Origin of the sequence: Nocardia cyriacigeorgica GUH-2, assembly GCF_000284035.1 — a bacterium.
GTDB classification, from domain to species: domain Bacteria; phylum Actinomycetota; class Actinomycetes; order Mycobacteriales; family Mycobacteriaceae; genus Nocardia; species Nocardia cyriacigeorgica_B.
The window spans coordinates 1,510,896-1,535,261 of the sequence record NC_016887.1 but is presented as its reverse complement, the minus strand read 5'-3'; the positions used below and the strand labels follow the sequence as shown (position 1 = coordinate 1,535,261).

Here is a 24,366-nt window from a genome sequence, read left to right as displayed (position 1 = left end):
ACATGGCCGGCCGCCCGTCGTGGCGCGAACTCGAGGCGCCGGTCCACGGCCGAGCCACGGAGACCCGCACGACGAAGGGCCGCAGGCAGTTCCGCCTCCGGCCCTTCGTCGAGTCAGGTGAACTCAGCCCGCCGTCACCATGCCGGCCTCCCCGCCGGCACTGACCATCCCACGCACCTGACGCGCGGCGACCGACAGCGTCGCCAGATCGTAGGTGCCGGAATCGAAGATCTCACCGAGCGCCGCCGCGGCCCGGGCCAGCCGGGAACGGTTGGTGGATTCCCAGTACTCGATCTTCTCGGCCACGGTGTCGTCGGGTTCGGTCGCGGTGGACACGTCGAGGGTGAGCAGCCGCAGCGATTCGTACAGATCGTCGCGCACGGCCAGCCGGGCCAGGGTGGGCCAGCGGTCGCCGTGTTCGAGATTGCCGACCGCGGTGAGCAGCCGCTCGATATCGAGGTGTTCGTTGAGCGCGAAGTAGAGCACCGCGACCTCGTCGGCGTCGCGTTCGGCGATATCGGCGATATCGAGCACATCCAGCAGCGGGAACAGATGGATCAGCCGGAACACCTCGGCGGCCAGCTCCGGCGGGGCGCCGAGGGCGATCGCGCGCTGCGAGCGCGCGGTCAGATCCTCGGCGAGGTAACCGGGCAGCCAGTCCGACACCCGGCCGGCCAGCGCGCTGACGCCGTCGCGGTAGCGGGCGATATCGGCGCCGATAGCGATGGGCTGCGGCCGGTTCAGCAGCAGCCAGCGCGAGGCCCGCTCCAGGGTGCGGCCGGTTTCCAGTTCCAGGGCATCACGTGCGGCGGACGGGATGGGCGCGGTGCGGATGCGCTGCCAGACCTGCCGGAGGCCGAAGATCTCGGTGGCGGCGGTGAAGGCGCGCACCGCGTCGTCGGTGGTGGCGCCGACCTCCTCGGCCAGCCGGAACGCGTAGGTGATGCCGCCGTAGTCGACCAGATCGTTGACCACCATCGTCGCCACGATCTCCCGGCGCAGCGGATGCTTGCGGATGGCCGCGTCGAAGCGGGTCCGCAGCGGCGTCGGGAAGTAGTGCGGCAGCACCGCCGCGAACGAGGCGCTGTCGGGCAGGTCGCCGGCCAGCACATCGGCCTTGAGCGAGAGCTTCACATGTGCCACCACATTCGCCAGCTCGGGCGAGGTGAGGCCGGTGCCCTCGGCGGCGCGCCGCGCCATTTCGGCGTCAGTAGGCAGGGCCTCGAGGCGCCGATCGACGCCGCGGCGGGTCTCGAGTTCGGTGAGCAGTCGGCGGTGCACGGCCTTGCGGGCCGTGGCCTCGGCCCGGCACAGGCCCATCCGGAAGTTCTGCGAGATATTGTCGCGCAGCACCAGTTCGGCGACTTCGTCGGTCATCGCCGCCAGCAGTTCGTTGCGTTCGCTCGCGGCCAGATCGCCGCCGGAGACCACCGCGTCGAGTAGCACCTTGATATTGACCTCGTGGTCGGAGCAGTCCACGCCGGCGGAGTTGTCGAGGGCGTCGGTGTTCATCCGGCCGCCGTTGCGGCAGAACTCGATGCGGCCGAGCGCGGTGGCGCCGAGGTTACCACCCTCGCCGATCACTTTGGTGCGCAGCTGATTCGCGTCCACGCGCACGACGTCATTGGACTTGTCGCCCGCGTCGGCATGGGTTTCGGTGCTCGCCTTGATGTAGGTGCCGATGCCGCCGTTCCACAGCAGGTCCACCGGCGCGCGCAGGATGGCGCGAATCATCTCCGGCGGTGACATCGTCGTCACGTCCGCGGCCAGGCCGAGCGCCGCACGTACCTCGGCCGAGACGGGGACAGCCTTGGCGGAGCGGTCGTACACGCCGCCACCCTCGCTGATCAACGACTTGTCATAGTCCGCCCACGACGAACGCGGCAACTCGAACATCCGCCGACGCTCGGCAAACGACGACACCGCATCCGGATTCGGATCCAAGAAAATATGCCGATGATCGAACGCCGCCACCAACCGAATGTGCTCGGACAACAACATCCCATTACCGAACACATCACCGGACATATCACCGATACCCACCACCGTGAAATCCTCGGCCTGCGTATCGATCCCCATCTCCTGGAAATGGCGTTTCACGCTCTCCCACGCGCCCCGGGCCGTGATGCCCATGGCCTTGTGGTCGTAGCCGACCGAGCCGCCGGAGGCGAAGGCGTCACCGAGCCAGAAGCCGTAGCTCTTGGCGACGTCGTTGGCGATATCGGAGAACGTGGCGGTGCCCTTGTCGGCGGCCACCACCAGGTAGGTGTCATCGGCGTCGCGGCGTACGACCCGCGCGGGCGGCAAGACCGCGCCGCTGGTGTGATCGACGTTGTCGGTGAGATCGAGCAGACCCGAGATGAAGGTGCGGTAGCAGCGCACACCTTCGGCCATCATCGCCTGACGATCCGCACCAGCATCGCCCGTCGCCGCGGGCGGCTGCTTCACCACGAAACCACCCTTGGCACCCACCGGAACGATCACCGCGTTCTTGACCGCCTGAGCCTTCACCAAACCCAGAATCTCGGTCCGGAAATCCTCCAACCGATCCGACCACCGCAAACCACCACGCGCCACCGCACCGAACCGCAGATGCACACCCTCCACCCGCGGCGAATACACGAAGATCTCGAAGCGCGGGCGCGGCTGCGGCAGTTCGGCGATGGACTGCGGATCGAACTTGAACGACAGATACCCGGCCGGTTCGCCCTGGTCGTCGCGGCGGAAGTAGTTGGTGCGCAGGGTCGCCGTGATCAGTTCCAGCACCGCGCGCAGGATGCGGTCGGTGTCGAGGCTGACCACGGCGTCGATCTCGGCGCGCAGCCGCTGTGCGATCGCCTCGATCCGGTCCGCGGACTCGGGGCCCGCCGCATCGGGATCGAAGTAGGCGTCGAACAATTCGATGAACGCCGCCGCCAGCGCGGGATGGGCGAGCAGCACCCGGGTGATATTGCCGAAGGTGTAGGCGAACCCGGCCTGCTGCAAGTACTTCGCGTAGGCGCGCAGCACCGCGATCTGGCGCCAGTGCACCCCGGCCCGCAGGACCAGCTCGTTGAGGCCGTCGACCTCGGCGTCACCGAACCACATGGCCGCGAACGCCGCCGGGAACCGCTGCCGGATGCCGGCGGGCTGCTCCGCGGCGGGGTCGAGCAGATCGGCTTCCATCGCGGGGTCGAGCGAATCGCGCAGCAGCGCGGCGGGCACCCGCAGCGCGAAGTCGTAGATCCAGCGCAGCGGGCCGTCCTGCCGGGCGATCCGGTAGGGCCGCTCGTCGACCACCTCGACACCGAGACTGTGCAGCACCGGCAGCACCCGGCTCAACGACACCCCCGCACCCGCGACGTAGAGGGTGAACCGCCACTCCCCCGACGGCGCGTCGGCGAGCCGGTAGAGCACGGTGTCGATCTCGCCGTCACCGAGTCGCTCCAGCCTGCGCAGGTCCGACAGCGCGCGATCGGCGCCGAACTCCTGCTGGTAGCTCGCTGGGAAGGCCGTGGCGTAATCGGTCGCGACCGCCCGGGAGATGCCCGCGACACCCGCGGCGGCCGCCACCACACGGTCCGACCAGGTGCGGGTGGTGGCGAACAGGATGTCCTGGACCCGTTCGCGATTGGCCTCCGACAGATCCGCCGCCGCGCCGGGCGCGCGGTGCACCGTGAAGTACACGACCGCCAGCTCGGACTCGGTGACCCGCGCCGAATAGCTGATCTGATCGCCGGCGAACTCCGCGAGCAGAATGTCCTGCATGCGCAGCCGCACCTCGGTGGAGTACCGGTCGCGCGGCATGTAGACCAGGCAGTAGATCGCGCCGCTGCGCCCGTCCTGGCGCAGGAACAGCCGGATCTGGCGGCGCAGACCGAGATTCATCACCGCCGAGACGGTGTCGAAGAGCCTGCGCGCGTCGGTGGAGAACAGCTCGACCCGCGGGAAGGTCTGCATCACCTCGAGCATGGCCTGGCCGGAGAACGAGTTCAGTTCGAACCCGGCCCATTCGATGACCTGATGCACCCGCCGCGAGATGACCGGGATATCGAGGATGTTCTCGTGCAACCCGGTGACGGTGAAGGTGCCGACGAACACGTGCTCGCCCTTGACCGCCGCGACGGTATCCCCCGAGGCCCCCGCCCCGCCCGGATCGGTGGTGGCGTATTCGGCGACGCTGATGAAGTACAGATCCGGCGACCCGGGGATCAGCGAGTCGACGGTGCCGTTGGTCAACCGCAGCACCGGGCGTTTCGCGCCGAGCACCGGCACCGGGATCTCCGCGCCGGCCCCGTCGCGCAGCACGCCGAGCCCCGTCCCGGGCACTGGCCACATGCCGAACTCACTGTCGGGCGTGGGACTGGTGCGGCGCATCCGGTAGTCGCTGTAGCCGAGGACGGTGAAATGGCCGTCGGCCAGCCAGCGCAGCAGTCGCGCGCATTCGGCGATCTCGCTGTCGTCGGACCATTCGGCGGTGCGATCGAGCCGGTCGGCCAGCGTCGTCATGGAGGCGACCATGGCCGGGGTGTCGTCGGTGACCGAGCGCAGATCGCTGAGCACCTGCGGCAGCGCCTGTTCGATGCGGTCGAGGGTTTCCGCGGTGACGGTGGGATCGAGCTGGACGTGGATCCAGGACTCGGGGTAGCTGTGGGCGTCGGTGTGGTCGCGGCGGGAGCCGTCACCGTCGCGGGTGGCGATGGCGCGCAGTTCGCCGTTCTCGTCACGGGTGACGTCGAAGACCGGGTGCACGACCTCGGCGACGGTGGCGCCCAGCCGATGCAGCGCCGAGGTGACCGATTCGACCAGCAGCGGCATATCGTCGTTGACGATCTGGATGGCCAGGCCGAGCCCGCAATCGTCGTCGGCTCGGTAGACGCGGGTGGAGACGGTTCCCGGTGCGCGGCGAGCGGCCAGCTCGAGATGATGGCGCAGGATGTGCCCGGCGCGGTCGGTGATGGTCAGGGCGGTCGAATCCGGGCGGATCCAGCGGAAGTAGGCCGGTTCCAGCTCGGTCGGATCACCCCTGAACTGTGTCGCATCCATCGCGTTCTGTGTGGTTGTCACCGTTGACCTGCGCCTTCCGCCATCGTCGGGGTGGGGTACCGAGTAGAGATTAATACGTTGTTCAACGTACCGCTATTTAACGGTACATTAAATGCAGATTTATAGCTCGTGGTTCGCGCGCGGCGAGTTCACGAGAGCAGTCCCGCGCGCTCCAGGAACTCCCGCGCCCCCGTCGTACCGGCGAATGTGCCGCTGTCGAGCAGCAATCCGGTACTCGGGTTCGCGTATTGCACCGCGGCCGAGGCACTCACGGCGGCGAACACGGCGCCGTCCGCGATCACCGTCGCGCCGGCCGAACGCCATTGGCCGACAGTCTCGTTCAACCGTGGCCGTGGGACCAGCCGGGCGTGGAAGACCAGATCCCGGCCCGAGGTGATCGCACCGGCCAGCATCGGATGCTTCGTCCCGATCACGCATCGTTCGACCGGCGTCGCCGACTCCGCCATCGGCTGACACGTGGCGGCGGCGCGCAGCGGGGCGGGCAGCACCGTGACCGCCGAGCCGAAGGGCACGCCCGCGGGCGGCGAGATCGACACCGAGCACGAACGGACCAGCAGGAACCCGAGCACCAGCAGCACCACGATCGCACCGCCGGCCGCCTGCCACTGCCAGCGCGGATGCGGTGTATGGACCGCGTGTTCGACCGCTGCCGCGTCCTTGCGCACTGCTGCTGCGTCGTCCCGGACGATCTCGCCGACCTTGCGCAGCGTGCTCCCGATCAACGCCCGCGCACTCGGATCCGCGGACGCCGGTGGTTGCACGGCGGGCTGGGCCGGGGTGGCGGGTGCGGACAGCGGTGCCCCGCAGTTGGGGCAGGTGGCGTGCCCGCCGCTATCGCGGTGCGAGCAGTACTGACAGATCAGCGCGACCACGGTGGCACTCTCACCGCCCGGTGATGACGATGGAGGAGATCGCGGTGGTGTTGACCGAGGACGAACCATTGGATTCGAGGACGGTCAGCACGATCTCGGAGGCCTGCACCGGCGGTTCGATCCGGGTTTCCACCAGCGTGCGCTGGTCCAGGGTTTCCTGGGTGTAGACGGTGTCGTCCTTGTCGTCGAACTGGTAGGAAACCCGGCTCACCGTACGGTATTTCGCCCACTGGTCCACGCCGTCGGTGCCCACATGGTCCCAGCCCGGCACGATCGCGATCGATTCGATCTCGTAGGTCTTGCCCAGGTCGATACGCATGATCTGGCCGTCGACCTGATAGGCCCGCGCACAGGACCAGGCCTTGCCGGGTTCCCCGGAGAAGGCGTCCATGGCGTCGGTCCCACCGGGCGGGCACTGCGACTTCGCCGATTCCGGCACGATGACGCTGCCCGGCTCGGGCCCCGGCGGCGCGGGTGCGGGCTCGGTGGGCGCGGGCTGGGTCAGGACCTGGAGCTGGTCCGGCTGCTTGTCCTCACCACCGGTCACGACCAGGATGAACACCAGCAGCACCGCCAGCGCCGCGGCCACACCGAGCGCCACTTTCGGTTTGCGCAGCTGGGTCGCCAGGTCGCGGGCGAGTTGCTCGGGGCCGCCGCGACGGCCCGGCTGGTCCGGTAGTCGCTGCGCGCCCGAGGAAGTCTCGGTGCGCGGCGGGTCGTCGGCGGCCGCCTCGCGCAGCCGGGAGGCGGGCACGCCCGCGTATTCCGAGCCCAGCGACGAATGCGTACCCGAGTCCGGGGACTGGCCGCTCAGCAGCGCGTTGATGCGCTCACTCGCGCTGGACTCGCGTCGACGCGGCGGGGATGAGCTCGGACTCGCCGCTGCCGCCGATGCGGCGATCGACGCCATGAGTTCGGGGTCGGGTTCATGACCGGGTGCCGCGGCCGATGCCGGACGGCCGGCGACCGTACCGCCGCCGGATGACCCGAGCGCGGGATCGGACAGCAGGGCATCCAGCACCGCGCCGCGGTTACGAAGGAAGACATCTCCCTGGTCCTCGGCGGGCATGCTCGGATGGTATCGCCGGACCCGGCCCCGCGGAGCCGATGCTATTCCCGGCACCGAGAACAGCCCGCACGGGCGCGGCTACTTGTCGGCGGTGACGAAATACTCAGGCGGAACGTCGAATACCCGGGCCAGCGCGATGATCAGATCCAGCCGCGGAATGGCCTGGCCGTGGATGAGCCGGTACAGCCCCGATTGGGACACCGGCACATCCGGGTAGGCCAGTTCGAGATGCTGCGCGAGCGAGTACAGCGTCAGCGAGCGCGTGGATCCGTCGTCGGTGGAGACCACCGATTCGGCGATCAGCTCCGACAGTTTGCTGGAAAATATCGCCGCCGCGGACTGTCTCGGGGTGAGTTCGTCCGCGTCGTCGGTTTGAGGGGAGGATTCGACATCCGACCGGGAGTCCGCTGCCACGATCTTCGACCCTACCGTCTCCATGCGTCAGCCGACACGACGGCCACCGGGTGGTGCGAGCAACGCCACCTCCGCACCCGCGGGCGCACCGGCCGGTGCGGGCCGGTCGGCGGCATCGAGGTAGCGGGTCTCCCCGCGCGGCTCGATCAGATCCACCCGCACCCGGCGCATCGGAATGCTGACGTCCACGGCCGTGGCACTGACCTGATCGATCGCCAGATCCGCGGCCCGCCGGCGCGGCGCCCCCGGATCGGAGATCGTCACGGTAGTCTGTGCCGCCGACGCGTGGGCGGGGACCTGGTCGAAGACCGCGATCGTCGCCGAAGAGGCCGCACCGGAGCCGTTTTCGTGGTTCTGGCTATCGGCCAGCCGCAGCGTCGACGGATCGCCGACCGCCGAGACCAGCTGCCGCCAGCGTTGCGGGCGGCTGGTGTGGATCTCCACCTCCGCCCCGACCACCGTCGCGCGCAACAGGATCTGCTGTGCCACCGACAGTTGCGCCCGCACATCGACCGAACGGCGACGCGGGTTGTAGCGCGCCGGATCGAACAGCGGCAGCGCCAGCGTATGCCGGGGCTGACCACTGACCGCGCCGAGGATCTGACCGTTGGGACCGATAGCGATCGGCAGCTCCCACAGCTGTTCCAGCGTGGTGGTATCGCTGCCGGTTTCGTCGGGCGGCAGCACGTCGACCGACAGCTCGGCAGGCAGTGTCGCCAGCAGCGCACTCGCCTGACGACCGGAGATCAGGTTCAGATAGTCGGGCAGGTCCTTGGCCTCCACCGCGGGCCCGATGAACCGCACCAGGGCTCGAGGCCCACGCTCGGCGGTCAAGCTCACCACCAGGGTCGTGCGGCCACTGTTCCAGGACCAGCAGTCGTCGAGCCCGGCGCCGTCGAGCCGGTTCCAGTCGATGACGAAGCTGGTGACGCAGCGCCCGGGCGCGGAGGATTCCAGCCGCGTCCACGTCTCCCGCAGATCCGGCAACTCCACGCCCGCGTGCAACAACCGGGTGGCCTCGCGCAAGGCGGCCGCGGGCAGGGCGTGCGCTTGGATGCCGCGCTCGCGCAGCCGGCCCGCGATCCGATGTGCCGCGGCGGCCAGCGCCTTCGGTGCCACCACCTCGCATGGTCCGCGCCGGTTCAGCACCCGCAGGTTCCGCTCCTGATCCAGCCGCACCACCAGCCAGGTCAGCCGGTCGCCGACCACCGGATGGGAGCCGATCAGCTGGTCGTAGAGCATGCTGTAGCTGCCGGTCGGGCGCACCCGCTGGCCGGTGGTGACGATGTCGATATCGACCTGGATGCCGTAGTGATCCAGCAGCGGCACCAGGGCATCCACCGGCACCGTGTCCTCGGTGTAGATCGAGGTATCGGCGATGACAGTCGGCAGGTCCAGATCGGGGGCCAGCTGGATCATCGCGACCAAGATGTTGCCCGACCGGCGCACCCCGCAGGCCCCGCTCTTGGTCGTCACGTCCGCGATGTCCGGCGGCTCGGCCAGCAGGCGCGCTCGCGCGGCCCGGCCGGACCGATACTCCACCCAGTCGAGCAACCAGCGCACCGTGGTGCGGCCGTTGACCCGCACGGTCACCGTCACCAGCAGCACCGTGACCACGGCCGCGCCGGCCCACCACGGCGTATGCGCCGACAACGTCACCAGGAAAGGACTGCCGCCGACCGCCAGCACGGCGAACGGGACGCGTTCGGCACCGCCGACGCGCACACTCGGAAACCTCACCGCCGCCTCCGGATGGCATTGCCGGCGTAGGTCGCGCCCGCGCCGAGGATGGCCGCGGCGAGGATGACGATCGTGGCGGTCACCGCCGGGCGCGTGTCATCGGCCCGTGGTGGCGGCGGGATCTCCAAGGCCGCCGAGGCGAACAGGCCCTGCGGTGGCTTCGGCGGTGTGCGGTAGGCAAGGGCGGCGGCGGGGTCGATGATGCCCGCGCCGACCGCGTTATCGATCCCGCGTGCGGGTTCGTGCGCACTGGCCTGCAAGCGGGCCGCGATCTCGGCCGGGGTCTCATTGGGAAAACGCGAGCGCAGCAGGGCTGCCACACCACTGACGTAGGCGGCGGCGAACGAGGCACCCGCCACCGGCACCAGCTTGCCCTGCTCACCGACACCATTGATGAGCCCGGCCCCACCGGGTCCGAGTGATTCGATGCCGGTCCCCGGCGCGGCCACCGACACCCACGGGCCGTTCAGCGAATCCGGCATGGGTGTGCCGCTGGCGGTGGTGAACCCGACCGTCAGGACGGTCGGGGCGTACCAGCCCGGCGTCGAGATGGTCGCGACGTCGCGCCAGTTCCGTTCGTCGGTGGGCCGTCCCGGGTCGATGGGCGGGTTCTGGCGGCAGCCGTTCGCACCGGTGTTGCCCGCTCCGGCCACGATCAGCGCGCCCTTCACATGGGTCGCGTAGCCGACGGCCGCGGCCATCATCGCGTGGTCGGCGGGCTCGTCGACGGGCACACAGACCGGCAGCGACACGGTGATCACGCCCGCACCGAGATTCGCCGCCCGGGTGATGGCGCGCGCGAGCGAGCGCATGTCCGTGGTCTTCTGGGCGGTCTGATCGCCGGCCGGTCGTTCGGCCCGGAAGGCTCCCGACCGGTAGCGAATGGAGATGATGCGTGCGTCCGGCGCCACCCCGGCGAACCCGTCGGCCGGATCGGCTGTGGCGCCGATGATTCCGGCGACCAGGGTGCCGTGTGCATCGCAGTCGGACAGGCCGTCGCCGCCGGCGGTGACATAGTCCCCACCGCCGACCAGATTGGGCAGGCGCGGATTCGGTTGCACCCCCGTGTCGATGACGGCGACGGTCACGCCCGCACCCCGGCTCAACGCACGCGCACGCTCGAGATCCAGCGCCAGATCCGGCGGCGGCACCTGCGACAGATCGCTGTCGGGCATCACACCGGTGGCCAGGCACGCCTTGTCCTGCTTGGTGGGGAATTCCGGGCCCGGCGGATCGTCGGGTGGCGGCGGGCCGACGATCACCTCCGGCGGCGCCACGGCCGCGGCGGGCCCGCACCCGATGGCCAGCAGCAGCCCGGAGAGCGCCGCCACCGCGACGCGTCCGACCCGCATCAGAGCTCCCGCATGGCGGTGTAGATGCCCATGATCCAGAAGGCGATGATCGGCACGACCAGGATGTGGGCGTACTCGATGAGATCGATGACGCGACGGGTCGGCGGGGACAGTCGCTTGCCCGGCATCCGCACCGCCGCAACGCAGGCGACGGTCGCGAGCACGGCGATCACCGCGACGACGACCAGCCGCGCCGGCGCCGTCTCATACGCACCGACCAGCACCCAGCCGACACCGGCCACCGTCACCGCCGCTGCGGTCACCAGCGCGATCGCCTGCACCAGATCCGGATACCAGCGCGAACGCAGCACCAGCACAACGGCAACCGCACCCGCGAGCACGATCTCCCGGATACCCCCGGGGCTCACCGCCGCGGTGATCACCGCGGACACGGCCAGCAGCGTGGAGATCGCGACGATCAGGCCACGCAGGCTGGTCACCGCGAGCCGGGCCCGGCTTTCGATGCCGGTGGAGGCATCACGCCGGTCGGACTCCTCGACCCGGTCCTGCTCGCCGTCACCGCCGGATTCGGCGTCGAAGATCCCGGTCAACGTCGAGGGCGCGACCTCGTTGCCCGGGTCCGGCAGGTCCGGTGGGCGGATGCGGGCGATCACCACGGCGATACGCGGAGCCAGCGTCAGCAGGATCAGGCCGACGAACACCGCCCCGCTGGATACCTGGCGGATCGCCAGATCCGAATAGGTCAGCGGCAGCGCGGCCGCGGTGAGCGCCAGGCCGATCACGGTCACCGCCATCAGGGTGGCGATCCCGAGCCCGGTCAGCCGGATCATGGTCGCGGCCGCGACCGCGACGACCACCGCGCCCGCCGCGAGATTCGCCGCGGCGAACGGTCCCGGCTCGCCGTATTCGGGCGGCACCAGCATGGCCGCGCCCGCGAACAGCAGCGGAAGCGCGGCCAGCGACAGCCCGAGACAGATGTGTGGCGCGGATTCACGCGCGCGCGAGCGCACCGCCGCGCCCCAGCAGATCAGGCCGAGCAGCAACGCGGGCAGCGCACACCACCAGACCGAACCGGTCTCGGTCCACGACCAGGACAGCAGCGCCGCCACCGCGGTCGACCCCGCCCCCAGGGCCGCCAGCCCGACGACGCTGGACGCGCGGGGGTCGAACTCGGCGAACTCGCGCTCGTTGATCATGGCCAGCGCGTCGGTGATGTCCTCCACGACGGGGGTGAACACCTCCGCCGATTCCACCACCGACAGCATCAGCACGGCGCCGTCGACGACATCGTGATCGGCCAGGGTGCGCCAGCGCGGCATCGGCGGCTCCCCCGGGCGGCCGAGACTCCACTGGCCGGTGGCCGGAGTGAAGTCGACGTCTTCGTCGTCTATCGCGTCGGCGAGGACGACGAGCAGGTCGTCGATGAAGGTCTCGATGCTGAACTTCGTCGGCACCACGACGTCGACCTGATACGTGCCGACGAGCACCGCGATCCGGGCCCGCGCGACCTCGGCGGGCGGTTGCGCCGCATTGGCCGCAGCCGAACTCGACGGCGGCGCAACAACAGTGGTCATCGCCACCCTCCGTGATGGCCGGGATCACCGGCGAGATGAGTCGGGAAGTCGTCGGCGAGGGCCGCGGCGAGTTCCTCGAACGCGAGCTTGGTCTCCTTGGTAACCAGCCGCAGATCGATTTCACCGCCCTCGGCCAGATGGGCGTCGTACGGGAGGGTGAACGTCGGCCGCTGGGCGGTGGCGAACAGATTCTCGATCGCCTCCACGTCGACGGTCGGTTTGAGCGGTTGGTGGTGCACGATGGCGACCATCGATTTCGCGATCAACCGGTCCAGGCCGTGCGTGCTCAGCCAGTTCAGCGTCGCCACCGCACCGGTCACGCCGCCGACGGTCGCCGGGGTCACCACCACGACCGCATCGCTGGTCTGCAACACCGTACGGGTGGCCGAATCCAGCACACCGGTCCCGCAATCGACCAGCAGCAGGTTGTAGTGGCGGCGCAGGATCTCCACGCCGGTGCCGTATTCCTGGCCCGAGAGCGCCTCGTTGGCCTCGGTGGTCCACGGCGAGGCGAGCACGGCCAGATTCGACGCGTTGACCGAGGTGTAGGACTGCACCGCCGAGAAGGCGGACAGATTGGGATCGCGCGCCAGTTCGCGCAGCGTGAGCCCATAGGGGTGGCGCACCGTCCGGGTGGACAGGTCGCCGAAGTCCGGGTTGGCGTCGATAGCCACGACGCGGTCCGGGCGCAACGCGGCGAAGGTCGAGCCGAGCGTCGCGGTCGTTGTCGTGCGGCCCACGCCGCCCTTCACGCTGATCATCGCGATCTGATAGGTGTTGTTGAGCTGGCGCCGGATTCGGCTACGGCGATCCTCGGTGCGCTGCTCGGCCGGCGAGAGCCCGAGCCGGAAACCCACCTTGTTCAGTGCCCCGCGCACACCGCTGTTGGACCGCAGTTGCGCCTGGTTGGCCGCCGAGATGTTGGCCAGCAACTCGATCGAGGTGAGCGCGACCGGGAGCACCTCGACCCGCGACTGGTCCACGTTGGTGACTTCGACACGGTCGGGCACCCAGTTGTTGGGTGGGGTCGCGGCAGTGCCGGTCGCCGGCTGTGGCAACGGAGCGGGCTGATAGCCCGGCTGCGACCCCATCTGCTGCTGTTGGCTCTGCTGCTGCTGTGGTTGCCGGCTTTGCTGCTGTTGTTGCTGCGGTTGCTGTTCGGGCACCGGTCGCGTCTGGCCGGCAGCGGTCTGCTCGGTGGCCGCCACCGGGTTCGTCGCGGACGGCGGCGCATCGCTGGTAGGCAACGACAACGAACTCGGCGCACCAGCAGCCGAAACCTGCTGCGGGGCAGCGGCACTTCCCGGCTGAGCTGCGGCAGCGCGCTGGTCGCCCGCGGTTGTCGACGCGTCCGCGGTGTCAGAGGACGGCTGGTTCACACCGGCCCCGCCCACGCCCGTGACCGTTCCCGGTGGCAGGTCGACCTGCTGGGCGAAGTAGGCGTCATACCCACCGCGGGCCCGCACTGGTTCCGCGGAATGACCGTTCGTGGTCGGTGCGCGATTCATCTGTTCGTCCTCTCCGAAACCGCTCTGGGGACGGTCAACTGATGCGGGTGGTGTCGAACCAGCTGCGGCCGGGCAACAAGTCGACCAGCGCCGCCACCGCGGTCCCGATCGCGGAATCGTCACCCGGCAGGTATGTGGCCCACAGCTGCCCATCCATCGCGACGCTCGGCGTCACAACGATCCGGCCCGACGCGGTGTCGAGCACTGCCGCGCTCACCTTCGGCACCGCCTGGACGCCGTCGTGATGTTCGAACATCACGATCTCCGCACGGCGGACCACTTCATCCATCACCCGGCTGAGCACACCGGCGGTCTGCCGGTGCGCACCGAGCTCCAGCAACGCCTGCCGGCGCTCGGTCTGCTCGGACGGTACCTCACCGAGTTCCTCCTCGGTGGCGGTAAGCGGCTCGAATTCCAGTGGCGGACAAGGGCCGACCGCCGCGAGCACGGCGGCCGTCAGCGTGTCGAAGCCGCGGCCTTCGTGGAACACCGGCTGGATCACCACGTGGTCGTCACAACGCATCGCCAGCACATGCTGCTCACCCTGACGCACCAGCGACATGCGCAACATAGCCAGATCGTCGTCGCCGTCGCCGCGATCGATGACCCGGACGACGAGTTCGGTATCGGGCCGGTCCAGGCAGTGCAGCCACTGCCCCACCACCGGATGCACGCGACCGTCCTCGACGATGCCCGCAGCTGCGAGCTCGCCGAGGACGACCGCGTGGACCCGTGCGTGGTCGTCTTCGTCGTAGATGTTCGGCAGCAGGGCCAGGACCTGCGGATAGTCGTCGATCCCGGCGAGCTCCTGCAATACCAGCGCCGCATCGACATCGAGGTCGACGACGGTCGGGACGTGATCGGTGTCATCCGATCCGGCGAGATACGAACCTGACGAAGAAATCACCACTGGTGGACAGCCACTCCTTAACCGAGGATCCCGTCGAACAACCCGCGCAGGCCCTTGTCGGTGATGTGCATTTCACCGCCACTGCCGCCGACCTGGCCGACCGCGCCCTTGAGGCCCTTCAATGCGCCGTTGTACTCGTTGACGAGATTGTCGAACCGGGCCTGGAACTGGGCCTGGGATTCACCACCCTCACCGCGGAAGTGCTCGGCAACCATGTTGCTCAAGGTGCGCTTCTCGGTGTCGTTCAGCTCCATCTGCGAGAGCAGATTGGTGGTGGCGGTGACGAGCTCGTCTACCCGGTAATAGTCATCGGTCAATTCACCAGCAGCCATGATCTTCCATCCCTTCTATAACGAATAGTGGTGTTCGAGTCGAATTCTCAGAAGTTGAAGTTCGTGCTCTTGCCGACGGCGACGGAGCCATCGATGTCCTGGTTGCCGACGCGCGCGCCGGAGGTCTTCAGGGCGTCGACCGCTTCGTTCAGGAAGTTCTGCAGCCGCGTGCCCTTCTCGATCGCGCGGGTGAACTCGTCCTGGGTGGCCTTACCGGTGGCACCGGTCAGCGGCGCCTGGAACTGCACCTGCAGGTCGCGCAGGACCGACATGTGCGCACCCATCGTCTCCACGTGGGTGAAGAACTTGTCGGCGAACCCTTGCAGCTCCCCCTGTGAGCCGTTGTATCCCATTGCCATAATGAAATCCTTTCAGACAGCGCTTGTTTCACACTCGGGCTGATTCGCCGAGCACTTCTCGATCTCGTGTCTCGGCCTCATCCGAATATTCGATGACGCCGATGGCCGGGGGTTTCTCCAGTACTGGCACCTCCTGGGGTTCGCCGGGGGTGTACACCGCGGCCGTTTTCCGAAGTTCTTCGCGGTCGCGCTTGCGGCGACGGGTATTGGGCGCGATCGCCCCGCGCGGCGGGGCATTCCTCGGCGGTGGCGCCGAGGCGGGGGTCACCGGCGCCCCGAAGGTGGCGCCCGGCGCGCGCAACGACCAGTTGGCCGGCATCCTGAATCCAGTTGCGGCTCCGGACATCGCGCCGATACCGCCGCGGACCATACTGAGGGCGACGGCGGAGCCGACCCCGCCTTGCAGGCCGGCCAAGGTAGTCGACCCTGGCGAGGTTCCGAGGAAGCCCGGATCGCCCTCCATCGCACCCTGACCGAATCCGTCCGGCCCGTTGACTCCGCCCATGTCCGACAGCGTTTCCGGCGCGCCGACCGGATCGCTCAGGCCGGGGTCACCCGGCACGGCGTCACTCGGCCCGGTGCCACCGCCATCGGCAGGCAGGGTGTCGCCACCGCTCGATCCGCCGCCACCGGAATCGGCCGAGCCACCACCGCCGCCATCGGACGATCCGCCTCCGCCACCGTCACCACCGCCGCTGCCCCCGCCCGATGACGACGGGTGACCGTCCTGACCGCCGGAGGAATCGAACTGCGAGCCACCACCACCGAACTCGCCGGTCTGGCCCCCCGGGGCCCAGTTCGACGAGTTCGCACCCGATCCTGGCAACAGGCTCGTCAGGGGTGGCACCATGCCACCACCTGACGCCGAAGTAATCGCCGGCGGCGGGATCGGCGGCGGCAGCGATGCGGCGTTGGCCTGCGATTCGGCTTCATAACCTGCCATGGCGGCAGCTGCCAGCGCGCGCATCACCATGTATTCGGCTTCATTGATCGCGAATGCCGCCGCGCTCGCCCCCGCCATCGTCGAGCCGACGGCCAAGCTCGCGGCTCGGGCCCGGTTGGCGATGATCGCCTCGGGGCGCGGCATGATGGCCCGAGCCTGCATGTAGGCCGCCGCTTGGGCGTCGCAGCGAACAGCCACTTGATTTGCGATGTCGGCCTGCTGTTGCAGCCACGCGGTGTGCCTGCGATAGGCCGAAAGCGCGCCGTTGGAGGTATCGCCCTTCCAATTCGCGGCCAGCGCGGCGGTATGCGCTTCCGAACAGCCGACCGCGACGGTCATGGTTTGAGCGATGGCGCGGTAGGCCGTCGCGGTCTGCTCCATTGCCCACGGACCGGGCCCGGTATTCAGCGCGATGGACATCGCCAGCGGCGACAACGCAGCGAAAATCGGCACTGTCGGCCCTCCACTCTCCGCCGAGAAGCGCTCTCAGCGCAGTCCGGCCACGGACCCATACGCCGACAGCGTTCCACCGCCGGCGATATCGGAATCGGTGTACGCCGTGGCGACCGGGGCCAGCACTTCGCCGCCGTCCCGCCTCTTCAGGCACCCATCGCCGACTTCCTTCAGCAAGTCACCCGCGTAGGTATTGAACCGTGCCGCAGCCATTTTGCTGACGGGGTCGAGGGCGGCGGGCATCGAGATGGTCCCAGGCGCGGCGATCGAGAGCGCAGCCTCGAACGCCGCCTGGTCCACTGCGTAGGAGGCGCCGGTCGACCGCACCGCGGACGACGAAACTTGAAGAGGGAGTGTCATTGCAATACTCCAATCAACACCGTGACCGGACTCGATCGAGCGGTCGTGAGTAGAACGGTAAGTTATGTCCAACAGTGGGAAGGCTCACAGTTTCAGAGCCGGGGAGGTATCCACGCCGACTGCACGAGCTCGCGCCGAGTCAGCATGGGCTCCACCAGGATTCCGCGTCCCGGCGGCTGCTTGGTCGCGCGCACGTCACCGATGAGGGCGCCGTCCTGTCGCGTGCCGTCCATCAGCAGACCCGACGAGTTGAGGTTGCGGATACCGCCCATGACGTTGTCGTACATCGCCGTATCGGCACCGGCGATATTGCGGGCGACGATGGCATGCAAGCCGGTATCGCGGCCGTCGACCAGGATCTGCTTGAGCGGATCGAGCGGATTGGACGCACCCCGCTGCACCACCATGTGGTAGTCGTCGATGAAGACGAAGACCTCCGGCCCGGTCCACCAGGAGCGCTCGGCGAGCTGGCGGGTGGTCACCGTATCGGGTGGCCTGCGACTGTCCATCTTCGCCAGCAGATCCGGCATGATGCCGATGACGTCGCGCTCGTTGGTGACGTGCGCGATCAACATGTTCTCGGGCACGGCGCCGAGATGGCGGCGCCGGTAGTCGATCAGCAGGATCCGCGCCTGGTCCTCGGTGAACCGGCGGGTGATCGACTCCAGCATCGACGCGATGACCGAAGACTTACCGGATCCTGATGAACCCAGCACCATGAAGTGCGTCGAGATGCCGAAGTCGATCGTCGCGGGACCGAGGTCGGATTCGCGCACGCCGAAGGGCACCACCAGCCGCTGCGCCAGCGTCGTCGGCGCGGGGGTGGCCGGGATCTCGTCGAATTCCAAGAGCGCGGGCAACAGCCGCACCTGCGGCGCCGCACGACCGGGGAACCGTCGCTGCACCTCGCCGATCGCCGCTTCCAGACCGGTGGCGACCGATTCGGCCTCGGCTACCCCGTCGATCCGGGGCAGCGCGACGAACATGTGCAGCGCCTCGGCCGACACACAGCGGCCGGGGCGGTCGGTGGGGATCGCGGAGACCACGTTGCGGTGGGTGTTGAACGTCGTGTCGGTGAGATCGCCCAGGCGCATCTCGACCCGGGTCTGAATCATGTCCTTGACCGCGGGCCGCACCGCCATCCAGCGCGAGCTGGTCAGCACCAGGTGGATGCCGAAGTTCAGGCCCTGGAGCGCGATCTGCTCCATGGTCGCGGAGTACTCGTCGAAGTACGGGCCGTTGTTGGACAGGCCGATATCCCAGCCATCCACGACCAGGAACACATCGCCGTAGGGATCGCGATCGGCCCACGGCGGACGGCCACCGGACTCGTTGCGCATCGTTCGGAACTTCCGGATGGTGTCGATCCCGTACTCGGCGAACAGGTTCTGCCGCGTCTCGAGCAGGTTGGTGATCAGGGCGATGGTGCGCCTGATGCGGTCCTGGTCGCGCGGGCCCGCCACCGAACCGACGTGCGGCAACGTGCGCATGGCCGACAGCGAACCGCCGGAGAAGTCCACACAGTAGAACTGCACCTGTTCCGGAGTGTGGGTCAGCGCCGCCGCCAGCATGAAGGTCTGCAGCGCCGTCGACTTGCCGGACTGCGGCCCGCCGACAATCGCCATATGCCCGCCGGCCGCCGAGAGATCGGCCGTCCAGCTGTCCTGGCGCTGCTGACGCGGCTTATCGATCAGGGCCACGGGGATGCTCAGCGAGCCCTGCTCGGCCCCCTCGAGCAAGCGGTCCAGTGTCGGTGGAGTATTCAGCGGCGGCAGCCACATCTTGTGCGCGGGCCTGCCGTGCCCGGCCAGTTGCTGCAACACCGTCTCCATGACCGTGACCTGCTCGGTCTCGGTCGCGTCCGGTTGCTGGGCCGCCACCGGCGCCCGCTCGACCACCGCGGGTCGCACATCGGCGACCGGACCGGTGGTGAATCGCTGCGGCGGCCGGTATCCGCCACCGGCGCGGCGGGCCCTGCTCGAGGCGTTCGTGGCCGGTGCCAGCGCTCGCGGCGTATATGCCTCACCCACATACGTGGCCTGGAATCGCTGCAGATCACCGGAGCCGACCCGCAGATAGCCCGAGCCCGGCTTCTTCGGCAGGTGGTAGGCGTCCGCGGTGCCGATGGCGTCTCGCGAGTCGCTGGTCTGGTTGGTGCGCAGGGCGACTCGATACGACAGGTGCGCCTCGAGTTCACCCATTCGGTTCGCCGGCACCTTCTGCGACGACAGCAGCAGGTGGATGCGTAGCGATCGCCCGAGGCGGCCGATCGCTACGAACAGCTTCGAGAAGTCCGGGTAGTGCTCGAGCAGTTCGGCGAATTCGTCGAGGATGATGAACAGCGTCGGCAGCGGCGCCAGATCCGCGCCCTGCTCGCGGGCCCGTTCGTAGTCGGCGACATTGGCGAAGTTGCCCGCATCGCGCAGAATGCGCTGGCGGCGGACCATTTCGCCGTTGATCACGTCTTCCATACGGGTGACCAGGTCGGATTCTTCTTCCATGTTGGTGACGACGGCGGTCACGTGGGAGAGCCGATCGAAACCGAGGAACGTCGCGCCACCCTTGAAGTCGACCAGCAGCAGATTCAACTGGTCCGGCGAGTGCGTGGCGACTGCGGACAGCACCAGCGTCCGCAGGAATTCCGATTTACCCGATCCAGTGGCGCCGATGCACATGCCGTGCGGGCCCATGCCTTCTTCGGCGGATTCCTTGATATCGAGATGGACGACGGCGCCCGCCGGATCATGCCCGAACGGGATGTTCAGCCGGGCCCGGTCGCTGTCGCGGCGCACCGGCCACTGCTGGTCTACGCGGATATCACCGGGGTCGGTGAGGCCGACCATCTCCTCCCAGGACGTGCCCGTGCTGGCCTGTTCGGCGGCCACCGCCTCCACCACGGTGGACAATCGATACGGCGCCACCCGCCGCGCCAGCGCGGTCATCGCAGGTAGTGACATCGAATCCGCCACACCGACTCGCCGCAGTCCGCGAGAGGTCACCTCGTGCAGCGAACGATCCGCCTCGACAGTGAATTTCAAGGCGCGCGGCAGCAATTGGTCGGTCGTGCCCAGCCGCAACCAGGTGCAGCCGTCGATACCCGAGATATCGCGCTCATTGGCTTGGCCGCCCACGTCGACGATCAGCAGATGATGTTTGCGATCGAGGGCGGGCTCGCTGTTGGCGGAGAACGGGCCGCGATTGAGATCGGCCAGCACCTTCGCCCGCAATTCACCCACGCTGCGATACACCATCCGGGCGGCGCCGACGGCGTCGGTGGCGGTCGGGTGCTGGGTGTGCGGCAACCATTTCAGCCACGCCCATTCGCGTGCGTCCGGGTCGGTCAGCGCCGCCGCCACGGCCACCTGGTCCGGCCCGTGGAGGACGACCGCCTCGGCGATCATGGCGCGGATCAGGCCGGCCACCGCGGCCCGGTCGCCGTCGAAGCCGATCTGCGGCGCGGACAGCAGATTGATCGCGACCGGCATACCACCGACGGTGGAATAGGCCTTGGCGAACCTGGTCAGTTCGACGACACCGACCGGATCGAGGTCAGAGGTGGGCGCCGCCTCGGGCACGATCACCCGCACCTGATTGGCGATGCGGCCGCGGCCGATGCGCACCCGCAGGAACTGCGGACTGGCCACCTGCACTTCCCACATGCGCTTTCCGCCCACCAGCCGGGCGATCTCGGCCGGGCCCGGGTGGGTGTAGCGCAGGAAGGTGTGCAGATCCATTTCGGCGTCGTGCACGGTCTTGCGGTTGTCGGTGAGGCTGCGCAGATAGTCCTTGCGTTCCTCATTGAGGCTCGCCGCCGACGTACCGCCACCGCCGCCGGCGAATTGCCCGCCGACCATGCCGAACATCGACACCATCATCATCAGCGGGAAGAACAGCATCATCGGTGATGTCGGCATTCCGCTGCGGAACATCATCACCATCATGCCGACCATGGCCGCCACCATGATCACCGGCAAGATCATCTTGAGCTTGGAAGGCGGTACCGGCTTGGGCAGTTCGGTCGGCGGCTGCAACCGGAGTTCGGTCACCGCGGGAGCTTTCGGCCCCCGGATCATCCGGGCCGGCCGGACGAAGCGACGGGTGGCCGTCACGACGGACCGCCGAAACCCAGCCCGGTCTTGTCGACCGGAATGCCGTCATGCACGACCTTGGCATCGGCCTGCGACAGAGTGGGGCCGACAGCGAACAACGACACGATGCTCCACGGTGCGGGTACGGGCGCGCGCAGCGCCAGAGCGGACAGGGTCTGGCGGACATCGGACTCATTGGCCGCGTCGACGTCGATGCCGTAGCGCACGCCGCTGTCGGAGATCCAGTACAGGCCCTCCCGCAGCGGTGAGGTCGGATCCGAACCGCTGACCTGCACGAATTGTCCGGTGTTGCGCGGCAGATATGCGGCGTCGGCGGTAGCGCCCTGCGAGGTCTGCGCGGTCACCAAGGACACGGTGCGCGACTGCTCCTGGGCGGGCAGCGGCAACCGGTCGCCTGCCAGCACCTGCGTGGTCGCTGCCGCGTCACCCGCAGTACGCGACCAGTGATAGCAGGTCACGCCGAACCGGCCCGGCTCCACGATCTGCACCGGGGTCGCCGGGTAGGTCGCAGTCCCCGGCCAGGCGCCCGGGCGCAGATTCGCGGCGATCACATCGGGACCGACGGTCCGCAGCGAAATGGAGCCCTGAGAGTCCGCATTGCGGATCATGGCCGCGAGAACCTCGCTGACCTGCACCAGCCCGGACTGCGACACCACATACTTCGCGCCCTCGGCCTCCCGCGCGGACACGGTCAGCACCGATCCCACCGGAACGGTCAGGCCGGTCGACAGGGTCGTCATCTCCCCCGCACCGGGAACGGCGGGCACCCGGATCGGCGGGACTTCCGGAATGGCGTCGATCAAGCCCTTGGAAGCGGCGACCACCGTGGCCGTCGGGTCGATCCCGAGGGCGAGCACCACGGCCGAGTCGGCCAGGTCGATCGCCGCCCGCACGAAGCCCTGCTCCTGGTCGGCATAGACCAGCCAGGTGGTCGATTCGTCGCGCAGCAGCCGTGCTTCTGAACCGGCCAGCGCGCGGGTGGTTTCGCCGTCTATTTCCAGCGGCCCGCCGATGGCGGTGGTTCGCGGCGCGGTCAGGGTGGCGGTGGGCAGGCCGGTGCGCGAATCGACCGGCGCCGCGGCTCCGGAGCGGGTGGTGTCGCAGACCGCCCAGGACGAATCCTTCGAGCCCGAATCGACGATATTGCCCGGCGCTCCGGGAATACCGACCCAGGGCCCGCGCGGAAATTTCGACAGCTCGCCACCGGAGACCCGGACCGGGTTGTCCGCCGAGCCGACCACCAGTCGCGCCGAGGTCAGGTTCAACGCCGGATGCAGCCGATCACCGATGCGGACATACAGCGCTCCGGTGTCCTTGTCGGCGACAATCTTCGAATCCCCGACTGACTTGGCGGGTTTGAAGAACGCCATCACCGCGGCGCCGGCGACACAGACGCAGGCGAGAGCGACGCCGATCAGCAGCGCCGTCGACCGGCCGCGCTGTGGATCGTCGATCATGGAGGCATCGCGACGCACCAGGGCGTGCTCGATCCGGTGCAGGAGAAAACGCCAGCCCGATATCTGGTGTTTGGTCACCACCCGGAAACGTGCCATCAGCTCACCTGGTCGGTGCCAGACCCGCCAGCGCGGAGGTGATGTCGGAGGCGTCGACGGTCATCAGCTCTTCGTCGCTCATCGTCGACACATCCAGGTTGTCGCGGGTGAAGCGGTAATCGCGTTCGGCCTCCGCGGCTTCCACCACATTGCGGACGAAGCGGCCGTTACCGGCCAGGTCGATCAGCCGCCTGCCGTCGCGGTTCTGCACCGCCAGTTGCTCGCAGCGCTCGCGCAGGATCTCCATCGCCTCCGGCGACAGAATCGAATCCTTTTTCTTGGCAATGTGTTCGGCGATCTGCACGAGCTCGTCGGCTTCGTAGCTGGAGAACCGGATCCGTTTGGTGAACCGGGATGCCAGACCGTCGTTGGAGGCGAGGAAGCGGTCGATCTCGTCCTCGTAACCGGCGATGATCACGACCAGCTTGTCCCGGTCGTTCTCCATGCGGGCCAGCAGGGTGTCGACGGCTTCCTTGCCGAACGCGTCACCGCCGGACAGACCTTCCTGGATGAGGGTGTAGGCCTCGTCGATGAACAGCACGCCACCCAGCGCCGAATCGATCAGCGCGTTGGTCTTCGGCGCGGTGTGGCCGAGGTGGGTGCCCACCATATCGTTGCGGGATACCTCGATGACCTCGGCGTTCTGCACCACCCCGAGGCCGGCGAAGATCTTCGCGATGACCCGGGCGATGGTGGTCTTACCGGTTCCGGGCGGGCCGGAGAAGATCAGGTGCTGCGATTTCGATTCGACGGCCAGGCCGCGCTTGGCGCGCACCTGGTCCATCAGCACACCGGATTTCAGGCGGTCGACCTGCTCCTTCACCGAGGCCATGCCGATCTGGGCGTTCAGCAGATCCGAGGCGTCGGTCAGCAGGGTTTCGCGTTCGGCCTTGGCCGCGGTGGCGGCGAGCTGCACCGGGTCGTCACCGGAGCGCGGGTCCCAGATATCGGCACGGGAGGCGATCAGTTCCGCCGTGGTGATCGGCAACCGGTAGCTCTTGTCCTGGACCGCGCGCTGCCATTCCTCCCGCTCGCCCCACAGCCCCGAGCCCTGGAGTCCGGCGAGCACCTTGTCACCGGCTTCGGTATCGCCGTTGTGCCGCAACAACATTCCGAGCAGGAAATGTGCGTCGGCCCAGATGTAGGACAGGTTGCCGGACGAACTGTCCTCGACGATGCGCTGTGCTCGCGGCATGGCCTCGCCGAACCGGCCCAGATGCGCCAGCGCCGAGGTGGTCATCAATTCGGCCGCGATATCGAGCAGGCCGTCCTCGAGCGAGGGCTGCGCGGTGCGCGCGGCGATCACATCGGTCCAGCGTTGGGTGCGGTAGTACAGCGACATGCGGACGAAGCCGGCGACGTCGTCGCCGGGTACCTCGTCCAGGATCGCCGCGGCTTCCTGCCACTCGCCGGCGTCGGCGTAGAAACAGGCCTGCGCGATGGCGATCTGGGCGCGGTCGGCCATCGCCACCCGCAGCCCGTACATGCCCACCTCGACCTGGCACCAGAGCGCGCGATCGGCCAGACCTGCGCGCTGCTGGTCGCGGTAGAGGTTGTGCACGGAGCGGTAGGCCCCGTAGATGACCTCGGAGGTCACCTCGCCGGCCATGGCGCGGCCCAGCCAGGCGTCGCACATGTCCGGATCGAGGTCGGTCGCCGTCCGGAAGGCGGCGGCCGCGTGTTGCTCGTTGCGCACCCCTCCGGCGACAAGCCCCAAACTCTGTACACCCGTGTAGAACGCGTCCTCGGCCGCTGACACTCGGACTTCCCTTCCGCCGATCTCCGCCTGAGTGCAGGTTAGCCACGGGGTC

16 protein-coding genes are annotated in these 24,366 nt (G+C 68.6%); all 16 read right to left on the bottom strand.

Annotated elements, in window-relative coordinates; translation table 11 throughout:
- Window positions 1–123: 123 nt before the first annotated feature.
- The 16 genes from NOCYR_RS06940 to eccA all read right to left on the bottom strand — a co-directional run bounded on the left by NOCYR_RS06940 (window position 124) and on the right by eccA (window position 24,314).
- On the bottom strand, window positions 124–5,025 hold the full coding sequence (locus tag NOCYR_RS06940) for an NAD-glutamate dehydrogenase (RefSeq protein ID WP_014349643.1): 4,902 nt from the start codon (window positions 5,023–5,025) through the stop codon (window positions 124–126).
- Window positions 5,026–5,174: 149 nt separating this feature from the next.
- The gene (locus tag NOCYR_RS06935) at window positions 5,175–5,918 is read right to left on the bottom strand and encodes a hypothetical protein (protein WP_014349642.1); all 744 of its coding nucleotides are present in this window, start codon (window positions 5,916–5,918) and stop codon (window positions 5,175–5,177) included.
- A 10-nt stretch (window positions 5,919–5,928) separates the two neighbouring features.
- Window positions 5,929–6,987, bottom strand: coding sequence for a discoidin domain-containing protein (locus tag NOCYR_RS06930; protein ID WP_014349641.1), 1,059 nt, complete (start codon window positions 6,985–6,987; stop codon window positions 5,929–5,931).
- 78 nt (window positions 6,988–7,065) lie between these two features.
- Complete coding sequence (locus tag NOCYR_RS06925; RefSeq protein WP_231856036.1) at window positions 7,066–7,401, bottom strand: helix-turn-helix domain-containing protein; 336 nt, start codon at window positions 7,399–7,401, stop codon at window positions 7,066–7,068.
- Window positions 7,402–7,428: 27 nt separating this feature from the next.
- The gene (eccE, locus tag NOCYR_RS06920) at window positions 7,429–9,141 is read right to left on the bottom strand and encodes a type VII secretion protein EccE (protein ID WP_148280554.1); all 1,713 of its coding nucleotides are present in this window, start codon (window positions 9,139–9,141) and stop codon (window positions 7,429–7,431) included.
- Window positions 9,138–10,493 (bottom strand): type VII secretion-associated serine protease mycosin, encoded by a 1,356-nt coding sequence (gene mycP / locus NOCYR_RS06915; protein WP_014349638.1) that lies wholly within the window; start codon window positions 10,491–10,493, stop codon window positions 9,138–9,140. The genes eccE and mycP overlap by 4 nt, the downstream gene beginning before the upstream one ends.
- Entirely contained in the window at window positions 10,493–12,028 is a 1,536-nt protein-coding gene (eccD, locus tag NOCYR_RS06910) for a type VII secretion integral membrane protein EccD (RefSeq protein ID WP_014349637.1), read from the bottom strand. Before eccD ends, mycP begins: the two co-directional genes overlap by 1 nt.
- Entirely contained in the window at window positions 12,025–13,536 is a 1,512-nt protein-coding gene (locus NOCYR_RS06905; protein WP_081505330.1) for a MinD/ParA family ATP-binding protein, read from the bottom strand. The genes eccD and NOCYR_RS06905 overlap by 4 nt, the downstream gene beginning before the upstream one ends.
- Before the next feature lie 34 nt (window positions 13,537–13,570).
- Complete coding sequence (locus tag NOCYR_RS06900) at window positions 13,571–14,446, bottom strand: ESX secretion-associated protein EspG (protein ID WP_014349635.1); 876 nt, start codon at window positions 14,444–14,446, stop codon at window positions 13,571–13,573.
- Between the two features lie 17 nt (window positions 14,447–14,463).
- A complete protein-coding gene (locus NOCYR_RS06895) occupies window positions 14,464–14,778 on the bottom strand; it encodes a hypothetical protein (protein WP_014349634.1) in 315 nt (104 codons plus the stop codon).
- A gap of 47 nt (window positions 14,779–14,825) precedes the next feature.
- The gene (locus tag NOCYR_RS06890; protein ID WP_014349633.1) at window positions 14,826–15,137 is read right to left on the bottom strand and encodes a hypothetical protein; all 312 of its coding nucleotides are present in this window, start codon (window positions 15,135–15,137) and stop codon (window positions 14,826–14,828) included.
- A gap of 28 nt (window positions 15,138–15,165) precedes the next feature.
- Window positions 15,166–16,533 carry a PPE domain-containing protein gene (locus NOCYR_RS06885; RefSeq protein ID WP_014349632.1) on the bottom strand — a complete coding sequence of 456 codons (1,368 nt, stop codon included), beginning with the start codon at window positions 16,531–16,533 and terminating at the stop codon, window positions 15,166–15,168.
- Window positions 16,534–16,566: 33 nt separating this feature from the next.
- Window positions 16,567–16,893 carry a PE domain-containing protein gene (locus NOCYR_RS06880; RefSeq protein WP_081505329.1) on the bottom strand — a complete coding sequence of 109 codons (327 nt, stop codon included), beginning with the start codon at window positions 16,891–16,893 and terminating at the stop codon, window positions 16,567–16,569.
- 92 nt (window positions 16,894–16,985) lie between these two features.
- The gene (gene eccCa, locus NOCYR_RS06875) at window positions 16,986–20,939 is read right to left on the bottom strand and encodes a type VII secretion protein EccCa (RefSeq protein WP_231856035.1); all 3,954 of its coding nucleotides are present in this window, start codon (window positions 20,937–20,939) and stop codon (window positions 16,986–16,988) included.
- A gap of 59 nt (window positions 20,940–20,998) precedes the next feature.
- The gene (gene eccB / locus NOCYR_RS06870) at window positions 20,999–22,555 is read right to left on the bottom strand and encodes a type VII secretion protein EccB (protein ID WP_014349629.1); all 1,557 of its coding nucleotides are present in this window, start codon (window positions 22,553–22,555) and stop codon (window positions 20,999–21,001) included.
- Window positions 22,556–22,559: 4 nt separating this feature from the next.
- Window positions 22,560–24,314 (bottom strand): type VII secretion AAA-ATPase EccA, encoded by a 1,755-nt coding sequence (gene eccA, locus NOCYR_RS06865; RefSeq protein WP_014349628.1) that lies wholly within the window; start codon window positions 24,312–24,314, stop codon window positions 22,560–22,562.
- Window positions 24,315–24,366 lie beyond the last annotated feature (52 nt).

Coding starts and splice junctions, on each gene's coding strand:
- NOCYR_RS06930 (WP_014349641.1), bottom strand. CDS start 6,987: ATGCCCGCCGAGGACCAGGGAGATGTCTTCCTTCGTAACCGCGGCGCG.
- NOCYR_RS06895 (WP_014349634.1), bottom strand. CDS start 14,778: ATGGCTGCTGGTGAATTGACCGATGACTATTACCGGGTAGACGAGCTC.
- NOCYR_RS06940 (WP_014349643.1), bottom strand. CDS start 5,025: ATGGATGCGACACAGTTCAGGGGTGATCCGACCGAGCTGGAACCGGCC.
- NOCYR_RS06880 (WP_081505329.1), bottom strand. CDS start 16,893: ATGACACTCCCTCTTCAAGTTTCGTCGTCCGCGGTGCGGTCGACCGGC.
- mycP (WP_014349638.1), bottom strand. CDS start 10,493: ATGCGGGTCGGACGCGTCGCGGTGGCGGCGCTCTCCGGGCTGCTGCTG.
- eccD (WP_014349637.1), bottom strand. CDS start 12,028: ATGACCACTGTTGTTGCGCCGCCGTCGAGTTCGGCTGCGGCCAATGCG.
- NOCYR_RS06890 (WP_014349633.1), bottom strand. CDS start 15,137: ATGGCAATGGGATACAACGGCTCACAGGGGGAGCTGCAAGGGTTCGCC.
- NOCYR_RS06905 (WP_081505330.1), bottom strand. CDS start 13,536: ATGAATCGCGCACCGACCACGAACGGTCATTCCGCGGAACCAGTGCGG.
- eccB (WP_014349629.1), bottom strand. CDS start 22,555: ATGGCACGTTTCCGGGTGGTGACCAAACACCAGATATCGGGCTGGCGT.